The sequence below is a fragment of the Acinetobacter baumannii genome, from assembly GCF_009759685.1.
Classification (GTDB): domain Bacteria; phylum Pseudomonadota; class Gammaproteobacteria; order Pseudomonadales; family Moraxellaceae; genus Acinetobacter; species Acinetobacter baumannii.
Genome location: NZ_CP046654.1, coordinates 606,269 through 629,495 on the forward strand (window position 1 = coordinate 606,269; position 23,227 = coordinate 629,495).

A 23,227-nucleotide genomic window follows, 5' to 3' on the forward strand; every position below is an offset into this window, starting at 1 on the left:
AAGTGATATGAAATCACTTTTACCCATCATAAAGACATATAAAAGAGCAGATCTATGGAGTTTGTTGTAGAACCTTGGCACTGGTTTGTATTGGGTATCTTACTTATTCTTTCTGAGCTGATTCTCCCTGCCTTTGCCGCTCTCTGGTTTGGTATTGCAGCCATAATGGTTTGCTTTCTCTATTGGTTATTTCCAGATATCAGCCTTACTACTCAAATAGTGCTGTGGATTGTGTTATCGGTGCTATGTACCCTTCTCTGGTTTAAATTTATTAAGCCTTTATCTATTGATAAAACTAAAGCAGGTTTACCTCGAGAAGCGACGATTGGGCAAATTGGTATGGTGATTCAGACCGGACTTGCTCATGACCAAATTATTGTTCGTTTCCCTATGCCTATTTTAGGGGCCGATGAATGGAACTGTCGAAGCACCACCCCTGTTAAAGTCGGTGATCGGGTTCGAGTCATTGATATTTCGGGTAATGACTTAATTGTTCAGCCCCACAGCACTTCATAAACATTAAAGATAAAGAGAGGTTATTTTCATGCCAGTTGGTACTATTATTGTTTTAGCCTTTTTGGCTTTTGTTGCTGTTACCATTTTTAAAGGGGTACGTATTGTTCCTCAGGGTTATAAATGGATTGTTCAACGTTTAGGAAAATATCATTCTACGCTTAATCCGGGGCTTAACTTCGTTATTCCTTATATTGATGACGTGGCCTATAAAGTCACCACTAAAGATATTGTGCTTGATATTCCATCACAAGAAGTCATTACCCGTGACAATGCTGTATTACTCATGAATGCCGTGGCGTATATCAATCTGACTACACCTGAAAAAGCGGTGTACGGTATTGAAAACTATACATGGGCCATTCAAAACCTTGTACAGACTTCACTACGTTCAATTGTCGGTGAAATGGATCTAGATGATGCCCTATCTTCACGAGATCACATTAAAGCTAAACTAAAAGCTGCGATTTCTGATGATATTTCAGATTGGGGTATCACTTTAAAAACAGTAGAAATTCAAGATATTCAGCCATCTTCAACCATGCAAGCTGCCATGGAAGCTCAAGCCGCTGCTGAACGTCAACGTCGTGCTACAGTTACCAAAGCTGATGGTGAGAAACAAGCTGCAATTTTAGAAGCAGATGGTCGTTTAGAAGCATCTCGCCGTGATGCCGAAGCGCAGGTTGTTTTAGCAGAAGCTTCTCAAAAAGCGATTGAAATGGTAACAAGTGCCGTAGGTGATAAAGAAATTCCTGTTGCTTACCTGTTAGGTGAACAATACGTCAAAGCAATGCAAGAGATGGCGAAATCAAGCAATGCTAAAACTGTTGTGTTACCTGCAGATGTTTTAAATACAATTCGTGGCATTATGGGAAAGCATAATTAATTTAATTGCTTCAAATAAGCCATTGAAATCAAAACGGCGACAATCATGTCGCCGTTTTTCTTTTATATTATTGGTTGTTTAATCTTTTCTGATCTTTCAAAGGAAGCTTTTTTACGACCAAGTCATAAGAGTCGCGAATCAAATCTCGGAGAAAATCGCTTGTTAAATTTTTATGCGGTTTAATCGAAATCCAGTGTTTTTTATTCATGTGATAGCCGGGAATAATAAATGGATAGAGTTCCTGATATTCCTGACTTTTATAAGGGTCACATTTGACATTAATCATTTTTACGCCAGACACTTCCACTGTCAGCATAAACATTTTTTCTAAAATTTTAAAAACTTCATACTCTGGACCAAATGGATGAGTTTGCTCACTAAAAGGGAGATTACGCGCCGCCTCTATTGCGAGTTGATGAAGCTGTTCACCATTCATTCTTTTCTCCTGTATTCATTAAGTCTGAATAGAAGTAGGAAGATTGATTTATATTTTTATTAATTAGTACGAGCTAACAGGAATTGTGAAATCTCAACTAATTCTTTTGCATTTTCACCGAAATGCGCTAAAGCTTCGAAAGCTTGATCATGCAATTCTTTGGCATATACTTGTGCTTGCTCTAGTCCCATTAGAGCAGGATAAGTCGATTTTTGTACTTGTTCGTCTTTACCAGCGGTTTTGCCTAAAGTTTCAGTACTCGACGTAATATCCAAAATATCATCTTGGACCTGAAAAGCCAGTCCAATTGCTTGTCCGTATTGACGTAGTTTTGGAATTGCCTGATCTGTGCCCGAGAAAATTGTCACTGCCCCCATCATAATGGCAGCCTGAATAAGCGCACCCGTTTTATTACGGTGGATATTTTCTAGTTCGTCTTGAGAAATTTGCTTAGCTTCGGCTTGTAAGTCTAAGACCTGTCCACAAACCATTTTAGAACTAGCTGTAGCTAAAATTTGAATTTGCTTTAAGACAATTGCAGCATCCGTTCCCTGCCCTTGCTCATCAAACAAACGACTACCTAAAACTTCAAATGCCATCGATTGTAAAATGTCACCCGCAAGTAACGCGGTATCTTCACCAAATGCAACATGACACGTTGGCTGACCACGGCGAAGCAAATCATTGTCCATACAAGGCAGGTCATCATGTGCTAAGGAATAACAATGGATGAGTTCAACAGCAACTGCAGCACGGCGAGCAGCCGCAAAATTTGGATTATCTTGTAAAGAAGCTGTAGCATAACACAAAGCCGGACGCACACGTTTTCCACCGAGCATAACTGCATGATGTACAGCGCTTTTTAAAGGTTCGGGAATTGAGAATGCAGCCAGTGTCGTCAATAAATCTTGTTGAATACGTTGTTGAGCTTGTTTTAAAACATCCGCATTAACTTGAGAGAGTGATGACACAGTCGCCTCGTAAAATCAGTAGAAAAATTTTATTGAATGTGATGAAACATTCATGTGCTACATCATACACGATTCACTGTAAAAAGTGCGTGATGAGTTATGGATGTCAGAAGTAAAAAAAGCCTCTCTAGGGTAGAGAGGCTTTTCATTTAAATGACTTTTAGAAACTGTCACCCGGAATGCGTACCCAACCTTCCATTAACACACGCGCACTACGGCTCATAATGGCTTTTTTCACCACCCATTGGCCATTTGTAAGTTCAGCTTGGGCACCAACACGTAATGTTCCAGATGGATGTCCAAAACGTACTGCTTCACGTTCTCCACCACCAGCCGCTAAATTTACTAAAGTGCCTGGAATCGCAGCCGCTGTACCAATTGCTACCGCTGCTGTTCCCATCATGGCATGGTGAAGTTTGCCCATCGACAAAGCTCGAACGAGTAAGTCGACATCTTTCTCTGAAACGTTTTTACCGCTTGAAGCTGTGTAATTTTTTGGTTTAGAGACAAAAGCAATTTTTGGTGTGTGCTGACGTGCGGCTGCTTCTGAAATATCTTTAATTAAGCCCATCTGAACTGCACCATAGGCACGAATTTTTTCAAAACGTGCTAATGCTGCTGCATCACCATTAATATGATCTTGTAATTCAGTACCTTCGTAGCCTAAATCTTCTGCATTTAAGAAAATGGTTGGAATACCGGCATTAATAAATGTGGCTTGAAAACTACCAATCTCTGGAACATCTAATTGGTCAACAACATTCCCTGTCGGGAACATATCACCGCCCTCTTCACCATCATCGGCAGGGTCTAAAAACTCAATTTGAACTTCAGCGGCAGGGAAAGTTACCCCATCTAGTTCAAAGTCTCCGGTTTCTTGAACTTGGCCATTGGTGATAGGTACATGCGCAATAATAGTTTTTTGAATATTTTTTTGCCAAATTCGAACAGTACAGAGGCCATTTTCAGGAATACGATCGGCATCAACCAAACCATTTGAAATTGCAAATGAACCAACTGCAGCTGTCAAATTACCGCAGTTACCACTCCAGTCTACAAAAGGCTGATCTATTGAAACCTGCCCAAACAAATAGTCGACATCATGGTCTGGCTGTGTACTTTTAGCGAGAATAACGGTTTTACTGGTACTCGAAGTCGCTCCACCCATTCCATCAATTTGTTTTCCATAAGGGTCTGGGCTACCAATGACACGTAGCAAGAGTTGATCTCTTGCTTGACCTGCAACTTGAGCTTTTTCCGGCAAATCATCAAGTTTAAAGAATACACCTTTACTGGTTCCACCACGCATGTAAGTTGCTGGAATTTTAATTTGCGGTACGAAGCTCATATCAACTGTTATCCTTACTATTGTGTTTTTATATCTCAAAACAAGCAGACTTGTTTAGTCATTCGCTTCATCTTAAATCGTTTTATGATCAAGAGATAGCACTCTACTTTCATACATCAATCGTATTGACGCGGGTTTATTTTGGAAATTTCAATTCATGCCTGCAATGACCGAATAAAGTAAAATCATAAGAAAAAAAGTCTATCAAAAAATATATTTTTGGAAGATTTTTCAACCAATTTAACATGATTAAAAGCAAGTTTATGATTTTAAATATTTTTTATGGTTACTTTACAGTCATCCCTTGTTCAATTGTAGTCTAGGCTAAAATAAATCCATCTATTAGAATAATTTACTTATTCATTGTGAGTGAAGACCTTTGACCAACGAATCTTCTACACTTCAACGAGGACTAAAAAATCGACATATCCAATTAATTGCTATGGGTGGAGCAATTGGTACCGGATTATTTTTAGGCTCGGCGCAAGTGATTCAATCTGCGGGACCATCCATTATTTTAGGATATGCCATTGGTGGCTTAATTGCTTTTTTAATTATGCGCCACCTGGGAGAAATGATTGTTGAAGAACCTGTTGCAGGATCGTTCAGCCATTTTGCGTATAAATACTGGGGGAAATTTTCCGGATTTTTAGCTGGATGGAATTATTGGATGCTCTATGTTCTGGTTGCGATGAGTGAACTCACCGCGGTAGCCAAATATATTAATTACTGGTGGCCTCATATTCCAGCATGGACTTCTGTCTTATTTTTCTTTGTCGTGATTACGGCAATTAACCTAACAAACGTCAAATTTTATGGTGAGTCCGAATTCTGGCTCGCTATTATTAAAGTTGCTGCGGTTATCTCTATGATTGTTTTTGGCCTTTATTTGCTATTTACAGCAGATGTAGGTTCAAGCATTTCGTTTAGTAACCTTTGGTCTCATGGTGGATTTTTTCCAAATGGCTTTAGCGGCCTCTTCTATATGTTGGCTTTCTTGATGTTCGCCTTTGGTGGTATTGAACTGATTGGTATGGCCGCAGCAGAAGCAAAAGATCCGAAAAAAACGATTCCAAAAGCAATTAACCAAGTCGTTTTCCGTATCTTGATTTTCTATATCGGTTCACTAGCGATCTTACTTTCATTAGTGCCATGGAACCAATTAGATCTTGGCGGTCTCGACAAAAGTCCATTTGTTATGATTTTTAGTCAAATGGGTATTGGTTGGGCTGCACACTTACTGAACTTTATTATTTTAACCGCCGCTCTCTCTGTTTATAACAGTGGGATGTTTGCAAATAGCCGTATGCTTTACGGTTTAGCTCAACAAGGCAATGCACCAAAAATTTTCAAGAAAGTAAATAAACAAGGTGTACCTGTACCAGCAGTTTTGCTATCGGCATTACTCATTTTTGGCTGTGTTCTTTTAAATTACTTTGTACCAGAAGATGCTTTAAGCCACTTAATGTACATTGTTGTTGGAGCACTGGTATTGAACTGGGCGATGATCAGTATGACTCACCTTAAGTTTAAATCAGCAATGAAAAAACTCGGTCAAAAAACTCACTTTCCTGCACTTTGGGCACCGTTTAGTAACTATTTGGTTTTAGGTTTTATTGCTGTAGTACTCTACATTATGTGGAGTCAGGGCTTTAAAGAATCAGTGATGATGATTCCTATTTGGATCATTCTCATGTTTATTTTGTTTAAAGTACTCAATGCCAAAGAACAGTAATCTAACAGCTTGTACTTAAAACTATAAAAAGTCATTGCCTCGGCAATGGCTTTTTTGTTTATAATCAGAAAATTATGCGCCCTTAGCTTAACTGGATAGAGCAGTTGCCTCCTAAGCGACCGACGTGGGTTCGAGTCCCGCAGGGCGCACACTTTTAGTGAATTAATCCTTCACTTCAGCCAGCAATGTTTCAGCTGCAAGTTTGCCTAAATTATTAGAAGCAAGCGGACTATCGCCCGTTAACAATTTACGGTCTCGATGACATTGACCAGTAATGCCAGTGTTCAAAATCTTTACACCGAGTTTTTCAAGGTTTTCACCGACTAACCACGGTAAAGCTCCAGGCATGTAACCAATATCAATATTCGCTCCCTTATCTAACGAATCAGGGAATACACAAATTTGATAATCTTTAAAAATATAATTCTCAGGCTGTTCATCTACTGCGGCAGCCAGTAACGAAGCTGGACCATGACATAACGTAATAATAAATTTGTCTTGTTCAACTGCCCATTTAAGAACTTTCTTCACTTCAAGGCTATGCGGAATCTTCGCTAATACCCCATGCCCACCCGGAATAAATACAGCCGTATATGGAGAGTTTTCACCGACTACATTTTCTAAAATATCGGCAAGTTTTAACGGATTTTTTAATTTATCTGCATATTTCTGGAAAGTATCTAATACTACTTGTTCTTGCTTTGGCATTGCCCACATTTCAAGTTTGGCTGGATTACCTGAAAGTGTCGCAACGTCAATTTCAAAACCAGCATTATCTAAATGGAACATTGGCAAAAGCATTTCTACTGGATGGTTTCCGGTAGAAAAGAACTTACCGTTTTGCATCTGGATATAGCGTTCATCAGTTGCAATCATTAAAACCTTTTTATTGCCCGCATACGGCGTTGGATAGGTTGTGCCATCGTAATCTGTTTTAGGAGAAGTATATTGACTCAGTGAATATGGTGATGGGAAGAACGCATTATCTTCAGCTAAATCTGGAGTTGGATTTTTATCATTTGATGCTGGGGTATTCATGGTTACCATCCTTTAGAATTGAAGAGCGAAATAACAGCTTTAAGACAGTTATTATTCCTTATTAAATGTATATTCAGATCAAGAAACAGGTGCAACAAGCCAATAGAATTTGGCAATTTTTATATAGAAATAGGCACAATTAATAATTATAAAATTTCAGTTTAGGCAAACATGTCATTCACCTAAACTGTCACAGATAAGATTAAGCATTCATCTCTAAAACGATCTTTCCAATATGGTCGCCCTGCTCCATACATGCATGAGCACTTTGTACATCTGAAAAAGCATACGTTTTATAAATTTGTGGTAAACACTTGCCTTGCTCCAATAACGGCCATACATGTTCATGTAAAGATTGAGCAATCTGTGCTTTTTCTTGGCTATTACGCGCTCGCATCGTTGAGCCTGTAATCGTTGCGCGTTTTAAAATCAGTTTTTGTAAATCAAATTCTTTTGCAATTCGACCTCCCATAAAGCCAATAATGACAAGTCGGCCATCACGTTTTAATAGATTTAAGTTTTTCTGAAAATAAGAACCACCCACAATATCCAAAATAACATCAACACCTTGTTCTTGAGTATGGTTCAAAATTTCCTGCTCAAAATCTTGGGTTTTATAATTAATTGCTGTGGTTAAGTTAGAGAGTGCTTCAACTTTATCTTCACTACCAACCGTAGCAAAAGTTTTAATACCTAAAGCATGGCAAATCGCTAAAGCAGTGGTTCCGATCCCACTTGCACCGCCATGAATCAGTGCAGTTTCATCTTTCTTTAAACGGCCAATATCAAAAAGATTTGCCCAAACCGTAAAGAATGTTTCTGGAATCGCAGCAGCTTGAGTAAATGATAAATTCTCAGGTATTGGTAATACTTGAGTTGCAGTTACCGCACAGTATTCTGCATACCCGCCACCATTGGTTAAAGCACAAACCTTGTCCCCGACTTTAAACTGTTGCACTTGCTCACCCACAGCAACCACGACACCAGCGACTTCAAGTCCAGGGATTTGAGTAACCCCTTTAGGCATTGGATATAACCCCATACGCTGTAAGACATCAGGGCGGTTAATTCCAGCAGCTTTAACCTCAATTAAAACCTCATCAGCTTGAGGTACCGGAACATTTGAATCTTGAAGTTTTAAAACCTCAGGTCCGCCAGGAACCGTAATTTCAACAATTTTCATGGTTGTCGGAAGATTCATTGATATGCTCCATGTTTGGTTTATATTTAAGACGTGTTGATTTACTTTAGTTTGTTGATAATTTAGGTGGGACTCCAAACAGCCGCTTAAACTCTCGACTAAACTGTGAGGCACTCACATATCCTACTTCATAGGCAGCTTCTGCAACGCCCATTTGGTTATTTAGGATTAAATCACGTGCCTTATGTAACCGAGTAATTTTGATGTACTGTAATGGAGAATAGTTGGTAACTTTCTTAAAAGCTTGATGAAAAAGCGAAACGCTCATTCCTGCTTGTTTAGCCAACTCCTGAACCGTTAAGTTACGATAATAATCTCTTTGAATAATTTCACAAATCGTATAAATCACTCCACTTCGGCTCATAATAGCCGAAAGGTTCTGGATAAAATCACTACCGCCAGCTTGTAAAACCCGATAAATAAGTTCGCGTTTCACCTGCTCTCCTAAGATTGCAGTATCTTGCTTGGAACGAAGTAAGTTCAACAAGCGTAAAGCAACATCAGATATAACCGAGTTTATTTCAATAATATTTAAACCACAGCTCAGTTTTATCTCTTTGTTATCAAAATCTTCTATAAGTGGTCGCTGCTCTTTATCCATTTTAGTCGCCAGCTCAGCCATCATTTGAGGTTCAAATTTAATCGCAATTGCAAGCATTGGTTCACGCTCAACCAAGGTATCGCAATCAAAAGGAATAGCAATTGAGATAAATAAACACTGGCCTTGTTGAAACTTAAAAATATCTTTTCCAATATAAGCCCGTTTTACACCCTGAATGACTAAAACAATGGAAGGCTCTTGCAATACGGCAACCGGCTGTGTGGAATGATCTACCCTCATCAGGGTGATATTTGAAATATGAGTGGGATATAACCCCTCTTGAGGAGCCAAATACAAAAAAGCCTCTACCAAACTTTTCGTCAAGTCATTCTGTTGCATTGCTTTATTTTTTACGGGCTATTTAAGATTTACTATATCAATCAAACTAAAAGGAAAAAGTATTTCTTGGTAGTACTTTGTATAAATAAGCAAGTTAAAGCTATTTTTAGGCATAAAAAACCTAGATTTCTCTAGGTTTTTTATCCTTAACCTGACTATTAAGCAGATAAGTTAAAGAACATAGCAGCAATTAGGATAATTACACCTAATACAATTCGATACCACGCAAATACACGTAATGTATGACGCTCAACGAAGAGTACGAGTGCTTTTACAACCAATAAAGCAGCAATAAATGCCGCAACAAAACCCACTCCAATATTAACCATATTGTCTGAAGTCAACACATCAGCATTTTTAATTAGGTCAAAAGTTGCTGCACCCAGCATGGTCGGCATTGCAAGGAAAAACGAAAACTCTGTTGCAGCTTTACGAGACAAGCCTGCAAACATCCCGCCTACAATTGTCGCACCAGAACGAGAAGTCCCAGGAATCATCGCAACACATTGAGCCAGACCAACTAAAAGCGCCTGTTTAAACGTGATCTTGGTCGCATCATCCGTTTTATGTTCAAATTGTTTAGATTCAACCCAGAAAATAATAAGCGCGCCGACAATCAGAGCAATCGCAACCACAATTGGGCTAAATAAAACACTTTTAATAAAGTCTACAGCTAAAACGCCAATAATCACTGCCGGGAAAAAAGCAATTAAGACACTAATGGCAAAATGGCGTGACTCGACATCACCACTAAAAAAACCTTTGATTAAGTTAATGATTTTCTGACGATATAACCAACACACTGCCAGAATAGCACCTAACTGGATCACTACTTCAAAGACACGACCGCCATCTGAATGGAAATCGATAATATGACCAAATAAAATTAAATGACCAGTACTCGAAATAGGTAAAAATTCAGTTAAGCCTTCAACAAAGCCTAGAAACAGTGCTTTTATAACTTCAAAATTTTCCATAACTTGCTCAAAGAAAGTTAGTTAATCACTAGAACGATCTAAAATTTATTTTATCGCCACAGTTAGCCTTTTATTTAGCTCAACATGTGTTCAATATCAGATCATTTCTAGCATTTGTGGTTATTGCCTCTAGTGAAAGGCAGTTTATTTAAAGTGCGATAATGTATCACATCATAATGACAAACTTAGGTTAACTATCGTAAAAAGATAAAACTTGGTTAAAAATGGCCAAATTTTCTTTTGTTATAGATAAGTCTTTTACAATAGATGAGTTTAGAAAATCATCTTAAAAAGTCCTTAAAAAAACATGTTATTATTCCAATTAAATACAACTCATATCAAAAATTCAGACTGAATGAAAAATACCAAAATTAACGCACGTCATCTTATTATCGACCTCTTTCTTTCTTCCGCTTATCCTCAGCTCAGTATCAAACAAATTTTGGTTGCAGCTAAACTTTTTAACTTAAGTGAAAATGGTATTCGAGTTGCGACAACACGCTTGTTAAATGAAGGTATGATCCAGAGCGTAGAACGCGGAATCTATCAACTTTCTCCATCTGCAAAAGATTGGGCAAAAGTTATTCTCAATCGTAAAAATGGAATTAAACAAACTAAAGAATGGCAGCAGCATTATCTTGCCGTATTTACAGGAACCTTAGGCCGCATAGACCGAACAGCACTAAAAAAACGGGAACGTGCACTTCGTCAATTTGGTTTTAAAGAGCTGGAAACTGGTATTTACATCCGCCCAGACAATTTAGCCTATAGCTTTGAAAAAACCTGTGATGAGCTTGTTTTAGCAGGGCTAGAGAAAGAAGCAAAAATTTGTATTATTCAACATGTCGACTCAACAACGCTTAAGCAAATTTTTTCTTTATGGGATACCAAACAACTCGAAAAAAATTATGAAATGTATAGCCGAGATATTACACACTGGCTTGAAAATTATGCTCACTCCCCTTTAAACGATGCAGCAGTCAAGGCACTTCTTTTAGGAAGGGAAACAATTGCCTTACTCATGAATGACCCATTATTACCCGCACCATTTGTAAATGAATCTGCTCGTAATCAATTTGCTCAAGATGTACAGCAACTAGATGCAATTGGCCAGAAACTTTGGAAAAAAATATATGAACAGGAATTAAATTTATAGCCATCTGATTTATTTTTTTACAAACAAATATTTCACTTTTTAAATTTTTATGACTATATTTGTAATATAAAATATGGATACCAAACTCTAATTTGGGAGAATAAAAATGAATGCACAGGTGAGTGTTACCGATCTATTTAGCAGAGAAGAAATACAAGAGCTTACAGAACCTTCAGATGCATATGGCGCTTGGGCCGTTGCTAGCACATGGGCTGTTATTGGAGGAACATTTGCCAGCTTAATTATGATGTGGGATTACTTACCGAGTTGGGGGAAATTATTAGCATGTATGCTTGCTCTAGCTGTTTTAGCTGGCCGTCAGTTATGCCTCGCAATTTTAATGCACGATGCATCCCATAAAAGTTTATTCAAAAATAAGAAAATAAATGATTTCGTTGGAGAGTGGCTATGTGCCCGCCCAATCTGGAACGACCTACAAAAATATCGTGTACACCATGTTCGTCATCACGCAAAAACATCTACACCAGATGACCCAGATCTTTCTTTAGTTGCAGGCTTTCCTGTCAGTAAAAAATCTCTTACTCGTAAATTCTTACGCGACTTAACCGGTATAACAGGATTAAAGTTTAGCTTAGGCCGTGTGTTGATGGACCTTGATGTCATGAAATGGACTGTAGCCAATGATCAAATCTGGTTAGACCGCAGTGATAAAAAATTTGTTGACTATGCAAAGAGTATTGCAAAAAACAGTACAGGCGCTATTGCAACCAACCTATTACTTTATGGTGTTTTAAAAGCATGTGGTCAACAACGTTTTTATTGGTTATGGCCTTTGGCTTATTTGACACCATTTCCATTATTTTTAAGAATTCGTTCAATGGCAGAACATGCAGGTATGCAAACCAGCAATACTGCTTTAACCAATACTCGTACCACACGTGCAGGTTGGATTGCGAGAAGCTTTGTGGCCCCTATTCATGTCAATTACCACATGGAACATCATTTAATGGCGTCTGTTCCATATTTTAAATTACCGCGTATGCACAAAATATTAAGAGAACGTGGGCATGTGCCCACTCCACCGAGCTATTTTGAAGTAATTCATACACTTTCATCAAAACAAGAGTTAACAAATTAAAATAGGGTTAGAAGACTACTTTCAAATTTGTGGTCTTCTTGATTATTCACTTATATCTAAATTTTTTAGTTTCAACTGAGTTTGATAATACTTCGGTGTTACACCCATCCAGCGTTTAAAAGCGCGGGTGAAATGGGATGTATCGGCATAGCCTAAACTTAATGCCACAGATTCAATTGACATTAAACTATTTTGCAAAAGTTCTTGTGCATATTGCTTTCGAGTTAAATCAACTAATGCTGAGAAACTTGTATTCTCTATTGCCAAATACCGCTGTAGGCTACGTTCTGACATATTCATCATTTGGGCAACTTGCTTAACTTTTAATATTTCCCCCTGACTATTGATCAATAATTTTTTTATTACTTGGCTAATTTCTGCTTTCCATCCACTTCGTAACTTCAATTTATCAATATCTTTTTTACACTGTGCTTTCAGTAAAGGTGTCAGCATAGGATCAGCCGTGAGTACAGGCTGCATTAAATATTCTTTTGGAAAAATCCAAATATTATGTTTTTGCTCAAATAAACAACTTACGCCTAATTTATCTTTTATTTTTGAAAAACCTAGTGGTTCGGGCATATTCAATTGCACTGTACCTAAAGAAGATAACCCTGTTAGATGTTTTGCGATGTAAACAAAACCTAACAACAAAAAAATAGTCGCATCTGAACTTAATTGAAAACTTTTTAAAGGTTGATGAATAGACCAGTAAACATCGTCTTGCTCTTGCTTTAACTCAGGTTTAAAGGCATCACAACGTGAACCAATAAATTGTTCAAGTATTTTTAAAGCCTCTTCAAGATTTGCAGACACCATGGCTGCCATACCGACAGAACCATAACAAGAAGCTTTCATTTCCAATGCTAAATAACCCGCTAATGCTGGCTCATGAGTGAGTTGAATCGCATGTTCAAGTAAGTTATTTAAGGTATTAAACTCAACATACCAATACGGTTTTTTTAATTGTTCCGGTGTTACTCCACTACCCTCTAAAAACTGCTCACAAGAGATACCTCTGCGCTTAACGATCTCAGCTAATAAATTAATATAAGTTCCGGGTAATTCTGGAGTCATGAGCGGCCCATTAGAAAGCGTAATTGTGGCGTTAAATGGTAAAAACTGTCAGTTCTTGAACTATGCCATGCTTTTAAATTCAGGCATAGTCACTTAAGACAAACTGACTTAACTCTCCGACATTCCACTAAAAACTAATCTTATCTTTAAGAGTAAAGACATTATGAATATCCTGATTGTTCATGCTCATCCAGAACCTCTGTCTTTTACAACTTCCCTAAAAACGACAGCACAGCAAACCTTTAAAAAATTGGGCCATCAAGTAGAAATTTCCGATTTATATGCAATGCAGTTTAATCCTGTGGCCTCTAAGGAAGATTTTTTAGAACTCAATCAACCTGATTATTTTAACTATGCATTAGAACAGCGAAATGCCACAAAACAACAACTTTTGGCTCCTGATATTCAAGCAGAAATTGACAAAGTAAAACGCGCAGATCTAGTTATCTTGAACTTTCCGCTTTATTGGACTTCTGTTCCAGCAATTTTAAAAGGCTGGATTGATCGTGTATTTGTCTCTGGACTTTTTTATGGTGGTAAGCGGTTTTACAACCATGGTGGCATGGCAGGTAAAAAAGCAATGCTCTGTTTAACACTCGGTGGTAGAACACATATGTTTGGGGAAAATTCTATTCACGGACCAATTGAACATTATCTATCACCGATTCAACGCGGTACTTTGGCTTATACTGGCTTTGAAGTTCTTCCCCCATTCATTGCCTACCATGTACCTTACATTAGCCAAGAAGTGCGTGAAACTATTCTTGAGGACTATGTCACGTATCTCACTCACCTTGACCAACTTGAACCATTAAAATTTCCTAAACTTGAAGAATTTGATGAAAAGTTATATCCCCTCTAATGCTATGTTTTAAATCTAAAAGGCGCGATAACCGAATTCTTTTCTATTTCGGTTATCCCTTAAATAAAGCAAGCTTAAATCCAGCAATTAATTCCTCAAAAAATTTGACCAAATAGTAAAGAAAATACTCTCAATTTTTATCCAGCAAATAACAATATAAAACTGAATCAATAATATACATGTGTAGAGAAACTAGACTTATCCATTAAAAATGATGACTAATACTCATTTCATAATCAATCAATTCATATTTTTACAAAAAAATCTTTGACCATTTTTCTTGGATTTATGACAAAAATGTCATAAAAACAAGTAACTTTAATAATAGATAAAAGATATAAACATCAATTATTTAAATTAATTAAACAACAAAAATATTCCTTCATATTTCATTTATTATTGTCATTTTTTGTATAAAAAGTGAGTACTCTGCAGTTCATAGAACAGATTTACTCTTAGTGTAATTATGCTATTTTTGTTACATGGAGTTATCAATGCTTTGAAACTTGTAATTCAAAGCACTGAAGGCAACACAGTTTAAACGGTTTAACTCTATTACTTTTAAAAAATGTCTTGAAGTTCAAGGAAAGATTAAAAATGAAATTAAAACATCTGAGCACTGCAATGATTTTAGCAACGCTGCCTGCAACTGGGGTTTTTGCAGCAGCTTTAGATCGCTCTGGACAGTCAATGTCTGCGTTCTTCCAACCTGGTAATTACTTTGAAGCTGGTATTTCTATTCTAGACCCAGATGTAGCAGGTAAAGAAGCAGGATCAAGCACAACAAGTCGTAACATTGGCGATATGGCTGATGATTATTTTTTCCCAAGTGCAGCCTTAAAATTACAACTTAACGATAAATTTTCTTTTGGTTTACTTTACGATCAACCATTTGGTTCAGATGCAGAATACACAGGTAATAATGCATTTGTTTCAAACCCAGGGTCTGACTCAGTTTTATCAGCTGGTGCAATTGACGGGATTGTTACTAAAAAAGCAAAAGAGGCTTTAGTAGCACAAGGTTTACCTGTAAATGATCAAACCTTAGCAATAGCAAAAGGCCAAGTTTTAGCAAGTCCTCAATTTCAACAACTTGCTGGTGCTCTTGCTGTAGCAAATAATTATTTAGGTACTGGCGGAACTAAAGTAGAGGTAGATACACAAAACTTATCTTTTGTATTTGGTTATCAACCAACTAAAAACTTTAACTTCTATGCAGGCCCTGTATTACAAACCGTTAAAGGTAATGTAAGTTTACGAGGTCAAGCTTATAGCCTTTATAATGGTTATGATGCAAGTATTAAAGAAACTACTGGTGCTGGTTGGTTAGCAGGTGCTGCTTATCAGATTCCTGAAATCGCACTTAGAGCATCTGTAACTTATCGTTCTGAAATTGATCACAAAGTAAATATTGATGAAAATTTATCTATATTAAATTTCCCTGGTCTTACTTCAGTATTGGCTGGTTTAGACGTTCCAGCATCTAAACTTCAAGCAATTAATTCATCTGGTAAAACTACAATCACAACACCACAGTCTGTTAACCTTGATTTTCAGACAGGTATCATGGCGGATACAGTTGCGTTTGCCAATGTACGCTGGGTGAATTGGAAAGATTTCTCAATTCAACCATATAAATTTGGCAAAGTCTCAGAAGCTGTAGGTGGTCTTGTTGGGCGTCCAAATGGCTTCAACCTAGTTGAATATTCTGATGACCAATGGTCTGTGAACGCTGGTGTAGGCCGTAAACTTAATGATAAATGGGCTGGTAATGTTTCTGTAGGTTGGGACTCTGGTGCAGGTAATCCTGTAACAACATTAGGACCAACAGAAGGTTACTGGAACGTAGGTTTAGGTGTTCAATATAGCCCTACTCCACAAACTTTCATCGCTGGTGGCGTAAAATACTTCTGGTTGGGTGATGCCAAAGCTCAAACAGGCGCGCAAGCAGGTAGCGATGAATATGTTGCAGACTTCTCTGATAACAATGCTATCGCTTACGGTTTAAAACTTGGTTATAAATTCTAAGTTTTAAAAACCAATCTAAATAAAAAAGGCGCTATAAGCGCCTTTTTTATTGTCTATTTTTTCTTGCTTAAGCAGGAATATTGCGCTGTGAAACAGAACGGATTGCTTCTTTTAATGCATCATAACCATTGATTGCAGGAAACTGAGGAAACTCCGCAATAACATTTGCAGGCGCATCAAACAAGAAACCATGGTCGGCTTCACCAAGCATCGTTGTATCATTATATGAATCACCTGCTGCAATCACACGGAAATTCAAACCATGTAGTGCTTTAACCGACTCACGCTTTTGGTCAGGTTGGCGAAGTTTATAAGCGGTAATCATACCATTTTCATCTGTCTCTAATTTATGACAGAAAATTGTTGGCCAGCCTAATTGCTTCATTAAAGGATGAGCAAACTCATAGAAAGTATCCGACAAAATGACCAGCTGGAAATGATTGCTCACCCATTCAACAAACTCTTTTGCACCTGGTAGTGGCCCCATCTCGGCAATAACTTCTTGGATGTCTTTTAAGCCTAAACCGTGTTGTTTTAGGATATTCAGACGCTGAGTCATTAAAACATCATAATCCGGAATATCACGAGTTGTTGCTTCTAGTTCTTTAATCCCTGTTTTTTTTGCGAAATTGATCCAAATTTCAGGAACTAAAACTCCTTCAAGATCTAGGCATACGATTTCCATGAATGCTTCCAACGTTGGTTAAAAATTGCTGTATCATACCATTAAGATTTTCAGTTTTGCGTTGTTATTGATCAAATCAATTTTATTCATAAGGATCGAAATTAAAGTGCTAAGCAATTTATTCACTATCCTTTAGAATATTTTTCATAACTCAATGCGCCCAAGCCTTTTGCCAGGAACACCCATGACCGTTATTCCGACTATTGATATCGTTGATGCTCTCGCGGCTGAATATGCAGCTAAAAGTCCGCGCGAGATTCTAGAACTTGCATTAAGCCAACAAGGTGAGATCGCAATTTCGTTCTCTGGAGCAGAAGATGTAGTCTTAATTGATATGGCTTCACGTTTAGGTAAACCTTTCCGTGTTTTTAGTCTTGATACAGGCCGTCTACACCCTGAAACTTATCAATTTATTGAAACTGTTCGTAAGCACTACAATATTAATATCGAGATTTGTTTCCCTGATGCGGAAGCTGTGCAAAGCATGGTGAATGAAAAAGGCTTATTTAGTTTCTTTAAAGATGGACATCAAGAATGCTGTGGCATTCGAAAAGTTCAACCTTTACGTAAGAAACTAGCGACCTTAGATGGCTGGATTACAGGTCAGCGTAAAGATCAGAGCCCTGGTACACGTACTGAAATTCCAGTGGTACAAGCTGATGCAGGCTTCTCTGGTCCGGGTAAGCAACTTATTAAGTATAATCCGCTTGCGAACTGGTCTAGCGCCGATGTGTGGAGTTATATCCGCATGATGGAAATTCCATATAACCCTCTACACGAGCGTGGTTTTGTTTCGATTGGTTGTGAGCCATGTACACGTCCAGTACTTCCAAATCAACATGAACGTGAAGGCCGTTGGTGGTGGGAAGAAGCAACACAAAAAGAATGTGGCTTACATGCAGGTAACTTGAAAAAATAGTTCGGTATAAAAAAACCACTGATGAATCAGTGGTTTTTTTTACAGTTATATCTCGTACACAAAGTCATATTTAATCTGTAATAAACGCTATATACTAAATTTACGGTTCTATAATTCTAATAAGAGCTCAGTTAAGGGCTTCTTAGAAAAAAGCATGAGGCACAACGAGTTATGCGTCCATTACACCCTATTGATTTTATTTTTCTATCACTAGAAAAAAGACAACAACCGATGCATGTTGGCGGATTGTTTTTATTTGAAATACCTGAAAATGCCCCTGAAACTTTCGTTCATGATTTAGTAGAAGAAATTCGCCAATCTAAAAGTATTCCTGTCCCACCCTTCAATAACCGTTTAAATGGTCTATTTTGGGATGAAGATGAAGAGTTCGATATCGACCACCATTTTCGCCATATTGCCTTGCCTCATCCTGGCCGAATTCGTGAATTACTGGTTTATATTTCCCAGCAGCACAGCTCTTTAATTGATCGTGCAAAACCACTTTGGACGTGTGACATTATTGAAGGGATCGAAGGCAATCGTTTCGCGATGTACTTTAAGATTCATCATGCCATGGTTGATGGTGTTGCAGGCATGCGCTTAATTGAGAAGTCTCTGTCAAAAACACCACAAGAAAAACATGTGGTTCCACTTTGGTGTGTAGAAAGTAAAAGAACAAAACGCTTAAAAGTACCAAAACCAAGTACAAGTAAAATCAAAAGTATTTTAGGTGGTATCAAATCACAACTTGAGGTGACCCCTAAAGTCATGCAGGAATTATCGCAAACCATTTTTAAAGAAATGGGTAAAAATCCTGATTACGTCTCTACCTTTCAGGCTCCTGTTTCGATTTTAAATCAACGTGTAAGTGCTTCACGTCGATTTGCAGCCCAATCTTTTGAATTAAGTCGCCTTAGAAAGATTTCTAAAGCACTCGGTGTAACGATCAATGACGTCGTACTTGCTGTGTGTTCTGGGGCATTACGTGAATATCTGATTAGTCATAACAGCCTGCCTAAAAAGCCTCTTATTGCCATGGTTCCTGCTTCCCTACGCACAGATGACTCTGACGTGAGCAATCGTATTACCATGATTTTGGCAAATTTAGGAACTCATAAAGACCAGCCTCTAGAGCGGCTCGAGATCATTCGTCGTAGTATGCAAAATTCAAAGCAACGCTTTAGCCGCATGACCGCGAATGAGATTTTAAACTATAGCGCTGTTGTTTATGGTCCAGCTGGACTTAACATCATGTCTGGGATGCTTCCTAAGCGTCAGGCATTCAATTTAGTGATTTCCAATGTACCTGGCCCACGTGAGCCGCTTTATTGGAATGGGGCGAAATTAGATGCACTCTACCCTGCTTCTATTGTCATGGACGGGCAAGCGCTCAATATTACAATGACAAGCTATCTGGATAAGCTTGAAGTAGGTTTAACAGCATGTCGAAATGCTTTACCTAAAATGCAAAACCTTTTAACGCATCTTGAAGATGAGATTCAACGGTTCGAAGAAATTATTGAAGAGAAACAGCTGAAACATCATTCAGCGAGTTAGGAAAAATTAAGGGGCTTTAAAATGGCCCCTTATTTTTTAATTGCGCGGCACTGGTTAAGCAACTGATGACATACTGAACGAATCATTGCAGTTGTGATTGGTACTTCTTTACCTTGGTCATTCAACATATAGCAGCTATTGACTGGCGTGCTTTCTAAAACATGTTTAAGACCGTTGCTAATTAAGTTTTCACTTACATTCATGGGTTATACCTCTTATTGTTTGCTAAGACGTTTAATAGGGAGAACGTCTAGGGCTACTGTATGTAAGTAGTATTTAAAATTCATGAATGAAAGTAAAATTTCAGTTGTAACAAGGATTAAGCGATATCTTGTTACAACTTTAACTTAAAATGATATCGTATTGCTCTTGCGTATATAAATTTTCGACCTGAAATTTAATAACTCTGTTGATAAAATGCTCTAAATCCGCCACTGCAGGTGCTTCTGCTGTTAATAATCGGTCAATCACGGATGGATGAGCAACGACAGTAAAGCCACTCGTAGACTCAAATGCACGGGTGTAGCGTAATATCTCTCGAAATATTTCGTAACACACTGTCTCTGCAGTTTTGACAAAACCACGTCCCTGACATGTTGGACACGATTCACATAACAAGTGTTCTAATGATTCTCGTGTACGTTTACGTGTCATTTCTACCAGACCAAGTTCAGAAACCTGCGTGATTTTGGTCTTGGCATGATCACGTTCAAGCATTTTTTCAAATTGACGCATCACTTCTTCACGATGAATCGCTTCTTGCATGTCAATAAAATCAATAATGATAATGCCGCCTAGATTTCGTAGTCTAAGCTGACGCGCAATCACCTGAGTCGCTTCCATGTTGGTCTTAAAGACAGTGTCTTCAAGGCTACGGCCACCAACATAAGAGCCTGTATTGACATCTATTGTGGTCATCGCCTCAGTCTGGTCAATCATTAAATAACCACCAGACTTTAAAGCAACGCGTGTTTGCAGTGCTTTTTGGATATCTTCTTCAACGTTGTAAAGATCAAATAATGGACGCTCACCCGGGTAATGGATCAGGCGACTTTGCATATTCGGAACAAACTCATCTACAAACTCACGCAGTTTTCCATGAATCTCTCTCGAATCGACATAAATCTTTGCGGTTTCTTCACTTGCCAGATCACGGATAATTCGTTGCGGTAGCGGTAGTTCCTCAAAAATTAAGGAAGGTACTGCCACATCAACTTGCTTACGCTGAATATATTCCCATAACTTACTGAGGTAGCACATATCTTGTGCAATTTCGGCTTCATCTACCCCTTCAGCAGCAGTACGAACAATTACGCTACCGGGTAAATTATGCTCCGCCTGAATGCTCTCAATAATATTACGTAGCCGATCACGCTCTTCTTCAGACTCAATGCGCTGAGAAACACCAATATGGTTACCATATGGCATAAGAACTAAATAGCGAGAAGGAATTGAAAGATCTGTGCTCAGGCGAGCGCCTTTAGTACCGAGCATATCCTTCATCACCTGAACGGTAAGAATCTGCCCTGGATGAAGTAGTTCAAACACATTTGGAGTTGGCTGTGAACGTGGCCAAACCATATCATTAATATGCAAAAAGGCCGTTCTGGATAAACCGATATCAACAAAGGCTGCTTGCATACCCGGAAGCACACGTACAACTTTACCTTTGTAGATATTGCCGACAAGTCCACGTTTAACTGTACGTTCAACATACAGCTCATTAACAGTTCCATTTTCGATTAATGCCACCCGACACTCCATAGGTGTGACATTAATAAGTAGTTCTTCTGACATACATAAACTCAAAGCATTATAAAATTTTTATTAAAGAGTCAGAGGGACTGTTAATGTAGCTTTGTCCATTGTTCATCGACAATGCAATTCAATCAAGAATTATCAACAACCCCTTATGTCTTCACTCTTTTGAATAACTGTGAAAATTCGTACAAAGGAAGCCCTACCACATTACTATAACTTCCTTGAATTTTGGGAATATATTGTGAGGCAATTCCTTGAATTGCATATGCACCGGCCTTCCCTACAGGTTCTCCTGTGGCCCAGTAATCTTCCATATCTTGCGTAGTTAGAGATGCAAACTCAACTTGGGTCTGCACCACCTGACTTAAGATTTGTTGCTGTGTTGCAATACAAATTCCGGAAAATACATCATGCCAACGACCAGATAATTGTTTCCAGATGTCAAAGGCATGCTGCTTTGAGTCAGGTTTACCAATAATCTGACCATCCAGACCAAGGCTCGTATCTGCTGCAATAATCACTGAATCTGGAAAAATGTTTAATACAGCTTGGGCTTTTTCTCTCGCTAACCGCTCTACATATTGGTGAACCAGCTCACCTTCATGAACAGATTCATCAATATCAGGGCTATAGATTTCAAAATTTAAGCCCAGTTGTTGCAACAACTCTCTCCGACGCGGAGAACTAGAAGCTAAAACTAAATGCGCCATTTTGCTAAACAATAATAGACAACAGGCCAGGTTAAGATACTTGTCATCAATGGTTGCCAATGTCGAGCAATCGAAAAATGAATGCCCCCCATCGTTTGAGTCACCCACATAAACGCTAAGTGAGCAATAATCACCAATGTAGCAATCGTCCATAAATTACCAAAAGTCAAAATACGGCGTTCGCGTATTAAAAATCGGGTAATAAACGTGACAATAACAAAACTCAGTGCATTTAATCCTAAAGGTGCATCAAGCAATAGATCTGTAAAAATCCCCATACCAAATGCGAACCACACCCCACACCATGTTGGCTGGCACACAACCCAAAACAACATGATCATAAGCATGAATAATGGTCGCCAGCCCGAGATGTCGTAAGATAGTGGATAGATCATGAGGACAGACCCCACGATTATAGAGAGAATAATTCCCCATAATGGATCTTTACGCTTCTCACGTTTCAACTTAGCGATCGGCATATGGTTGCTCCTTCGCTAATGAGTCAGAGAAAAGTACAACAACATGATGACCAGTTGCTAATTGTGCTGCTGGTGTAACATCAATTTCAGCAAACTCACCTGAATTATGGCGACGGATTTTAGCCACCGTACCCACGGCATAACCTGCTGGAAAATGCTCACCTAAGCCTGAACTTAATACTTTATCGCCGACCTGAATATTTGCACTCGTTGGCACATATTCCATTTTTAAACGGCCTAAATCACCAGTACCCGAGACAATTGCACGCATCCCTGTACGCTCTAAACGAACAGATAGAGAATGCTCTTTGTCAGAAAGCAACATCACACGTGAACTATGAGGATATACATTGATAATTTGCCCCATAATCCCTTTATCATCCAGAACCGTTTGACCAACTTTAAGATGATCCATTGCACCACGGTTAATAATGATAATGTGACGAAGTGGATCGGCATCTGTCCCAATTACTTCCGCAATTTCCATACGACCGTCAATAATTAATGGCGTATCGAGTAAACCACGTAAGCGGGTATTTTCAGCAGATAATTCAGACAGCTTCTGCAAGCGGACCTGAGCCTGTAATAGCTCAGCCTGCATTGCAGTGTTTTCACGGCGCAGTTGTGTTTCAGATTTAGTTTGTTGATTCAGCCATTCTCTCGACAGTACCGGATAACTTGCAAGTGCATAAATTGGATTATATGCAGCGTACAAGACATCCCTTGCTGGCTGAATTACATAAGGCATGCGCCAATCAAAGAACAGCACCACCAAGCATGTAATGACCGCAATAATGAACGAGCGGAAAGATGGCGGCTGTCTTGAAAAAATATTCGGTTGCACCGCCT

At 38.5% G+C, this 23,227-nt stretch carries 23 protein-coding genes and 1 tRNA gene; 10 read left to right on the plus strand and 14 right to left on the minus strand.

Annotated elements, in window-relative coordinates; genetic code table 11:
• Positions 1-54: 54 nt before the first annotated feature.
• Both GO593_RS02790 and GO593_RS02795 read left to right on the plus strand, forming a co-directional pair.
• The gene (locus GO593_RS02790; protein WP_000397562.1) at positions 55-516 is read left to right on the plus strand and encodes an NfeD family protein; all 462 of its coding nucleotides are present in this window, start codon (positions 55-57) and stop codon (positions 514-516) included.
• 28 nt (positions 517-544) lie between these two features.
• Complete coding sequence (locus GO593_RS02795) at positions 545-1,399, plus strand: SPFH domain-containing protein (protein WP_001143942.1); 855 nt, start codon at positions 545-547, stop codon at positions 1,397-1,399.
• Positions 1,400-1,466: 67 nt separating this feature from the next.
• On the opposite strand, the gene GO593_RS02800 is transcribed toward GO593_RS02795, so the two are convergent.
• The 3 genes from GO593_RS02800 to prpF all read right to left on the minus strand — a co-directional run bounded on the left by GO593_RS02800 (position 1,467) and on the right by prpF (position 4,154).
• Positions 1,467-1,835 (minus strand): MmcQ/YjbR family DNA-binding protein, encoded by a 369-nt coding sequence (locus GO593_RS02800; RefSeq protein WP_001012948.1) that lies wholly within the window; start codon positions 1,833-1,835, stop codon positions 1,467-1,469.
• A gap of 59 nt (positions 1,836-1,894) precedes the next feature.
• Positions 1,895-2,806, minus strand: a complete 912-nt coding sequence (locus GO593_RS02805) for a polyprenyl synthetase family protein (RefSeq protein ID WP_000097114.1) — start codon at positions 2,804-2,806, stop codon at positions 1,895-1,897.
• A 160-nt stretch (positions 2,807-2,966) separates the two neighbouring features.
• A complete protein-coding gene (gene prpF, locus GO593_RS02810) occupies positions 2,967-4,154 on the minus strand; it encodes a 2-methylaconitate cis-trans isomerase PrpF (protein ID WP_000011477.1) in 1,188 nt (395 codons plus the stop codon).
• Between the two features lie 379 nt (positions 4,155-4,533).
• On the opposite strand from prpF, the gene GO593_RS02815 reads away from it, so the two are divergent.
• Both GO593_RS02815 and GO593_RS02820 read left to right on the plus strand, forming a co-directional pair.
• Positions 4,534-5,889, plus strand: coding sequence for an amino acid permease (locus tag GO593_RS02815; protein WP_001984839.1), 1,356 nt, complete (start codon positions 4,534-4,536; stop codon positions 5,887-5,889).
• Positions 5,890-5,965: 76 nt separating this feature from the next.
• Positions 5,966-6,038: transfer RNA gene (locus GO593_RS02820), tRNA-Arg, on the plus strand.
• 13 nt (positions 6,039-6,051) lie between these two features.
• Here the strand turns inward: GO593_RS02820 and hchA are convergent.
• The 4 genes from hchA to GO593_RS02840 all read right to left on the minus strand — a co-directional run bounded on the left by hchA (position 6,052) and on the right by GO593_RS02840 (position 10,045).
• The gene (hchA, locus tag GO593_RS02825) at positions 6,052-6,927 is read right to left on the minus strand and encodes a glyoxalase III HchA (RefSeq protein ID WP_001095769.1); all 876 of its coding nucleotides are present in this window, start codon (positions 6,925-6,927) and stop codon (positions 6,052-6,054) included.
• A 202-nt stretch (positions 6,928-7,129) separates the two neighbouring features.
• On the minus strand, positions 7,130-8,128 hold the full coding sequence (locus GO593_RS02830; RefSeq protein ID WP_001053077.1) for an NAD(P)H-quinone oxidoreductase: 999 nt from the start codon (positions 8,126-8,128) through the stop codon (positions 7,130-7,132).
• A 46-nt stretch (positions 8,129-8,174) separates the two neighbouring features.
• A complete protein-coding gene (locus GO593_RS02835; RefSeq protein WP_001186874.1) occupies positions 8,175-9,068 on the minus strand; it encodes an AraC family transcriptional regulator in 894 nt (297 codons plus the stop codon).
• Between the two features lie 158 nt (positions 9,069-9,226).
• Entirely contained in the window at positions 9,227-10,045 is an 819-nt protein-coding gene (locus GO593_RS02840; RefSeq protein WP_000426931.1) for an undecaprenyl-diphosphate phosphatase, read from the minus strand.
• A 355-nt stretch (positions 10,046-10,400) separates the two neighbouring features.
• Here GO593_RS02840 and GO593_RS02845 point away from each other — a divergent pair, with 355 nt between their 5' ends.
• Positions 10,401-11,201: a PaaX family transcriptional regulator C-terminal domain-containing protein gene (locus GO593_RS02845; protein WP_000799166.1), complete on the plus strand. Its 801-nt coding sequence runs from the start codon at positions 10,401-10,403 to the stop codon at positions 11,199-11,201.
• A gap of 106 nt (positions 11,202-11,307) precedes the next feature.
• Positions 11,308-12,300, plus strand: a complete 993-nt coding sequence (locus GO593_RS02850; protein WP_000993876.1) for a fatty acid desaturase family protein — start codon at positions 11,308-11,310, stop codon at positions 12,298-12,300.
• 42 nt (positions 12,301-12,342) lie between these two features.
• Here the strand turns inward: GO593_RS02850 and GO593_RS02855 are convergent, their stop codons facing one another.
• Positions 12,343-13,377 carry an AraC family transcriptional regulator gene (locus GO593_RS02855; RefSeq protein ID WP_000187153.1) on the minus strand — a complete coding sequence of 345 codons (1,035 nt, stop codon included), beginning with the start codon at positions 13,375-13,377 and terminating at the stop codon, positions 12,343-12,345.
• Positions 13,378-13,540: 163 nt separating this feature from the next.
• On the opposite strand from GO593_RS02855, the gene GO593_RS02860 reads away from it, so the two are divergent.
• Both GO593_RS02860 and GO593_RS02865 read left to right on the plus strand, forming a co-directional pair.
• Positions 13,541-14,239, plus strand: a complete 699-nt coding sequence (locus GO593_RS02860; RefSeq protein ID WP_001023278.1) for an NAD(P)H-dependent oxidoreductase — start codon at positions 13,541-13,543, stop codon at positions 14,237-14,239.
• A gap of 597 nt (positions 14,240-14,836) precedes the next feature.
• Positions 14,837-16,267, plus strand: a complete 1,431-nt coding sequence (locus GO593_RS02865; RefSeq protein ID WP_000768254.1) for an OmpP1/FadL family transporter — start codon at positions 14,837-14,839, stop codon at positions 16,265-16,267.
• Between the two features lie 67 nt (positions 16,268-16,334).
• Here the strand turns inward: GO593_RS02865 and thrH are convergent, their stop codons facing one another.
• A complete protein-coding gene (gene thrH, locus GO593_RS02870; protein ID WP_000406996.1) occupies positions 16,335-16,952 on the minus strand; it encodes a bifunctional phosphoserine phosphatase/homoserine phosphotransferase ThrH in 618 nt (205 codons plus the stop codon).
• A 184-nt stretch (positions 16,953-17,136) separates the two neighbouring features.
• Here thrH and GO593_RS02875 point away from each other — a divergent pair, with 184 nt between their 5' ends.
• Positions 17,137-17,871 carry a phosphoadenylyl-sulfate reductase gene (locus GO593_RS02875; RefSeq protein ID WP_000216076.1) on the plus strand — a complete coding sequence of 245 codons (735 nt, stop codon included), beginning with the start codon at positions 17,137-17,139 and terminating at the stop codon, positions 17,869-17,871.
• Positions 17,872-18,042: 171 nt separating this feature from the next.
• The gene (locus tag GO593_RS02880) at positions 18,043-19,428 is read left to right on the plus strand and encodes a WS/DGAT/MGAT family O-acyltransferase (protein WP_001247585.1); all 1,386 of its coding nucleotides are present in this window, start codon (positions 18,043-18,045) and stop codon (positions 19,426-19,428) included.
• 29 nt (positions 19,429-19,457) lie between these two features.
• Here GO593_RS02880 and GO593_RS02885 read toward each other — a convergent pair whose 3' ends face one another.
• From GO593_RS02885 to mreC, 5 genes are all read right to left on the minus strand, one after another.
• Positions 19,458-19,631 (minus strand): PA1571 family protein, encoded by a 174-nt coding sequence (locus tag GO593_RS02885; protein ID WP_001103036.1) that lies wholly within the window; start codon positions 19,629-19,631, stop codon positions 19,458-19,460.
• 139 nt (positions 19,632-19,770) lie between these two features.
• Positions 19,771-21,225: a ribonuclease G gene (gene rng / locus GO593_RS02890; protein WP_001288187.1), complete on the minus strand. Its 1,455-nt coding sequence runs from the start codon at positions 21,223-21,225 to the stop codon at positions 19,771-19,773.
• A gap of 113 nt (positions 21,226-21,338) precedes the next feature.
• On the minus strand, positions 21,339-21,899 hold the full coding sequence (locus GO593_RS02895; RefSeq protein ID WP_000940845.1) for a Maf-like protein: 561 nt from the start codon (positions 21,897-21,899) through the stop codon (positions 21,339-21,341).
• Positions 21,887-22,378 carry a rod shape-determining protein MreD gene (mreD, locus tag GO593_RS02900; protein ID WP_001121008.1) on the minus strand — a complete coding sequence of 164 codons (492 nt, stop codon included), beginning with the start codon at positions 22,376-22,378 and terminating at the stop codon, positions 21,887-21,889. The genes GO593_RS02895 and mreD overlap by 13 nt, the downstream gene beginning before the upstream one ends.
• The gene (gene mreC, locus GO593_RS02905) at positions 22,365-23,222 is read right to left on the minus strand and encodes a rod shape-determining protein MreC (RefSeq protein ID WP_001182997.1); all 858 of its coding nucleotides are present in this window, start codon (positions 23,220-23,222) and stop codon (positions 22,365-22,367) included. Before mreC ends, mreD begins: the two co-directional genes overlap by 14 nt.
• Between the last annotated feature and the right edge of the window lie 5 nt (positions 23,223-23,227).

What these genes read in the sequence shown, in the direction of transcription:
- GO593_RS02850 (WP_000993876.1), top strand. Translation starts at nt 11,308, where the DNA reads ATGAATGCACAGGTGAGTGTTACCGATCTATTTAGCAGAGAAGAAATA.
- mreD (WP_001121008.1), bottom strand. Translation starts at nt 22,378, where the DNA reads ATGCCGATCGCTAAGTTGAAACGTGAGAAGCGTAAAGATCCATTATGG.
- GO593_RS02800 (WP_001012948.1), bottom strand. Translation starts at nt 1,835, where the DNA reads ATGAATGGTGAACAGCTTCATCAACTCGCAATAGAGGCGGCGCGTAAT.
- prpF (WP_000011477.1), bottom strand. Translation starts at nt 4,154, where the DNA reads ATGAGCTTCGTACCGCAAATTAAAATTCCAGCAACTTACATGCGTGGT.
- rng (WP_001288187.1), bottom strand. Translation starts at nt 21,225, where the DNA reads ATGTCAGAAGAACTACTTATTAATGTCACACCTATGGAGTGTCGGGTG.
- GO593_RS02895 (WP_000940845.1), bottom strand. Translation starts at nt 21,899, where the DNA reads ATGGCGCATTTAGTTTTAGCTTCTAGTTCTCCGCGTCGGAGAGAGTTG.
- GO593_RS02875 (WP_000216076.1), top strand. Translation starts at nt 17,137, where the DNA reads ATGACCGTTATTCCGACTATTGATATCGTTGATGCTCTCGCGGCTGAA.
- GO593_RS02880 (WP_001247585.1), top strand. Translation starts at nt 18,043, where the DNA reads ATGCGTCCATTACACCCTATTGATTTTATTTTTCTATCACTAGAAAAA.
- GO593_RS02840 (WP_000426931.1), bottom strand. Translation starts at nt 10,045, where the DNA reads ATGGAAAATTTTGAAGTTATAAAAGCACTGTTTCTAGGCTTTGTTGAA.
- GO593_RS02845 (WP_000799166.1), top strand. Translation starts at nt 10,401, where the DNA reads ATGAAAAATACCAAAATTAACGCACGTCATCTTATTATCGACCTCTTT.
- GO593_RS02855 (WP_000187153.1), bottom strand. Translation starts at nt 13,377, where the DNA reads ATGACTCCAGAATTACCCGGAACTTATATTAATTTATTAGCTGAGATC.
- thrH (WP_000406996.1), bottom strand. Translation starts at nt 16,952, where the DNA reads ATGGAAATCGTATGCCTAGATCTTGAAGGAGTTTTAGTTCCTGAAATT.
- GO593_RS02790 (WP_000397562.1), top strand. Translation starts at nt 55, where the DNA reads ATGGAGTTTGTTGTAGAACCTTGGCACTGGTTTGTATTGGGTATCTTA.
- hchA (WP_001095769.1), bottom strand. Translation starts at nt 6,927, where the DNA reads ATGAATACCCCAGCATCAAATGATAAAAATCCAACTCCAGATTTAGCT.
- GO593_RS02860 (WP_001023278.1), top strand. Translation starts at nt 13,541, where the DNA reads ATGAATATCCTGATTGTTCATGCTCATCCAGAACCTCTGTCTTTTACA.
- GO593_RS02835 (WP_001186874.1), bottom strand. Translation starts at nt 9,068, where the DNA reads ATGCAACAGAATGACTTGACGAAAAGTTTGGTAGAGGCTTTTTTGTAT.
- GO593_RS02795 (WP_001143942.1), top strand. Translation starts at nt 545, where the DNA reads ATGCCAGTTGGTACTATTATTGTTTTAGCCTTTTTGGCTTTTGTTGCT.
- GO593_RS02830 (WP_001053077.1), bottom strand. Translation starts at nt 8,128, where the DNA reads ATGAATCTTCCGACAACCATGAAAATTGTTGAAATTACGGTTCCTGGC.
- GO593_RS02865 (WP_000768254.1), top strand. Translation starts at nt 14,837, where the DNA reads ATGAAATTAAAACATCTGAGCACTGCAATGATTTTAGCAACGCTGCCT.
- GO593_RS02885 (WP_001103036.1), bottom strand. Translation starts at nt 19,631, where the DNA reads ATGAATGTAAGTGAAAACTTAATTAGCAACGGTCTTAAACATGTTTTA.